Genomic DNA, 2972 nt, shown 5'->3' on the forward strand with positions numbered 1-2972 from the left:
CCCCCGCGCCCGCCCGCGCCGCCGCCGCCGCCGCCCGCCGCCCTGCCGCCGCCGCGGCCGGATTTCCTCGTCACGCTGCGCGAATTCCTCAAGCCCGAGATCGACCAGGGCCTGCTGACCGTGTTCGGCGACGGGCGGTCCGTGACCGTGCGGCTGAAGAGCCGCGGCATGTTCGCCTCCGGCTCCGCGACGGTGGAACCGCGCTTCGTGCCGATCCTCGAACGCGTGGGGCAGGGGCTGCGCACCGAGCCCGGGCGCGTGCAGGTGATCGGCCATTCCGACAACCAGCCGATCCGCACCGTGCGGTTCCCGTCCAACTTCCACCTCTCCGCCGCGCGGGCCGAGGCGGCGAGCGCGATCATCGCCGCGGCGACCGGCAATGCCGGGCGCTTCACCACCGAGGGCCGCGCCGACGCCGAGCCGATCGCGGACAACCGCACGGCCGAGGGGCGCGAGGAGAACCGCCGCATCGAGGTGGTGCTGCTGCGGGGGACGAACTGAGATGCAGGCGCTCGATGTCTTCCGCCCGTTCCTGACCGGGCGCGCGCTGGCGGCGCTGCTCGCCGTCTCGCTGCTGATGCCGATCGTGTGGCTGTTCGGGCCGCTGGTGTCCTTCGGCAACTTCCGGCCGCTCGAGACCGAGATCAACCGCATGATCCTGTGCGGTGTCCTGTTCCTGCTGTGCATCGTCGTCATCTGGCTGCTGGAACGCCGCCGGCTGAAGCGCGACGCGCTGCTCGTGGCCGGCATCGCCGAGGCGGACCCCGGCGCGGACCGCGCGGCGGAGGAGGAAGCCGAGATGCGGGAGCGGCTGACCGCCGCGCTCGACCGGCTGAAGTCGTCCTCCAAGAAGAAGGGCGGCTTCCTCTATGAACAGCCCTGGTACGTCATCATCGGCCCGCCGGGCTCGGGCAAGACGACCGCACTCGCCAATTCGGGCCTCGATTTCCCGCTCTCCGACGGCGGCAAGCTGCAGGGCGTGGGCGGGACGCGCTTCTGCGAATGGTGGCTGACCGACCAGGCGGTGCTGATCGACACGGCCGGGCGCTACACCACGCAGGATTCCGATGCTTCGGCCGACAAGCAGGGCTGGGAACGCTTCCTCGGCCTGCTCAAGAAGAACCGCCCGAAGCTGCCGCTGAACGGCGTGCTGGTGACCTTCGGCGTGGACATGATCTCCCGCCTCGGTCCCGCCGAGCGCGACGCGCATGCGCGCACCGTGCGTCGCCGCATCAAGGAGCTGGAGGAGAAGCTCGGCCAGCGCCTGCCGGTCTACTTCATGGTCAGCAAGTCGGACCTTCTGGCCGGCTTCATGGAATTCTTCGACGACCTCGACAAGACGGCGCGCGAGCAGGTCTGGGGCTTCACCTTCCCCGCCGATACGGGCGGGGAGGCGGGGCACGCGGCGAAGTTCGGGGAGGAATTCCAGGCGCTGCTCGGCCGCGTGCAGGACCGCGTGCTGGAGAGGCTGCAGCAGGAACGCGGGCCGCAGCAGCGCACCGCGCTCGCCGGCTTCCCCGCGCAGTTCGCCTCGCTCGAATCGCCGCTCGGCGCCTTCGTCGCGGCGGCCTTCGGCGGCACCAGGCTCGACCCCGCGCCGATGCTGCGCGGGGTGTATTTCACCTCCGGCACGCAGGAAGGCAGCCCGCTCGATCGCCTCGCCGGCGCGCTGTCGCGCTCCTTCGGGCTCGATCCGCGCCGCCCGGCGGCAGTGATGCAGCAGAAGGGGCGCGCCTACTTCATCACGCGCCTGCTGCGCGACGTGGTGTTCAACGAGGCGCGGCTCGCCTCCGGCGACCAGAAGGCGGCCAAGCGCCGGCGCATCGTCGCGGCAACCGCCTGGGGGCTCGCCGCGCTGATCACCGCGGGCGGCTTCGGCTACGGCTACATGGCCTGGAGCGCGGAACAGGACCGCGCCGCGCGCCTTGCGGCGCAGATCGGCAAGGCCGAGCAGGCGGCGCAGGGCATCCCCTTCGAGCGCGTCACGGATGCGGAATTCCGCCGCATCCTCCCCTATCTGGATGCGGCGCGGGACCTGCCGCCGGCGGCGCAGGGCGACGGCGCCGCGCTCGGACTGAGCCAGGAGGACAAGCTGCTGGCGGGGGCGAGTGCGGCCTATCGCCGCGCGCTCGACCGGTCCTTCCTGCCGCGGCTGCTGGCACGGCTCGAGATCGTGATGCGCGGCAGTTTCCAGCGCCCGGACGAGCTGTACGAGGCAACGCGCACCTACCTGATGCTCGGCCAGGAAGGGCCGCTCGACCTCGAGACGGTGAAGCTCTGGTTCGCGCGCGACTGGCTGCGTGCCTTCCCCGGTGCCGTGAACCAGCCGGTGCGCGACGCGCTGATGGGGCATCTGGAGGCGACGCTCGCGCGCAACTTCCACCGCTACCCGGTCGATGGCGCGCTGGTCGATGCGTCTCGGCGCATCTTCTCCCGCCTGCCGCTGTCGGACCGGGTGTTCTCCCGCCTGCAGGCCGCCGTCGCGTCGCAGAACATCGCGCCCTGGCGGCCGGCGGACGCGATCGGCGCGGCGGGGCAGCGCTACTTCGTCCGCGCCTCCGGTACCGCGCTGACGGAAGGCATCCCCGGCATCTACACGGTCGATGGCCTGTATCGCGGCCTGCTGCCGGTGCTCGGCCAGACGGTGCGCCAGGGGGTGGCGGAATACTGGGTGCTCGGCGCCGAGGGCGGCGCCAATGTCGGCGGCGACGACCCCGTGCAGCTCGAACAGCAGGTTCTGCGGCTCTACGCGCAGGAATACGCGCGCGCCTGGCAGGCGATGCTGGATGACCTGAACCTTGCCCCGCTGCCGCCCGCGCTGGCCCAGCAGGCGGAGGCGCTGAACATCCTCGGCGCGCCGAATTCGCCGATGAAGGACCTGCTGCGCGCGATCGCGCGGCAATTGTCGGTGGGCACGCCGCCGCAGGGCTGGACGCGGCCCGGCGCGCAGCCGCGGCCCGCCGCGGCCGCCG

The 2972-nt window shown here is 72.2% G+C and carries 2 protein-coding genes; both read left to right on the forward strand.

What is annotated here, in order from left to right; all coding sequences use genetic code 11:
• Positions 1 to 501: type VI secretion system protein TssL, long form (gene tssL, locus HW577_RS23115; RefSeq protein ID WP_198378462.1), on the forward strand; the 501-nt coding region annotated here is incomplete at its 5' end.
• Between the two features lies 1 nt (position 502).
• The coding region (tssM, locus tag HW577_RS23120; RefSeq protein ID WP_198378463.1) for a type VI secretion system membrane subunit TssM at positions 503 to 2972 on the forward strand (2470 nt) is incomplete at its 3' end.

Origin of the sequence: Neoroseomonas rubea (assembly GCF_016106015.1) — a bacterium.
In the GTDB taxonomy this organism is placed as follows: domain Bacteria; phylum Pseudomonadota; class Alphaproteobacteria; order Acetobacterales; family Acetobacteraceae; genus Neoroseomonas; species Neoroseomonas rubea.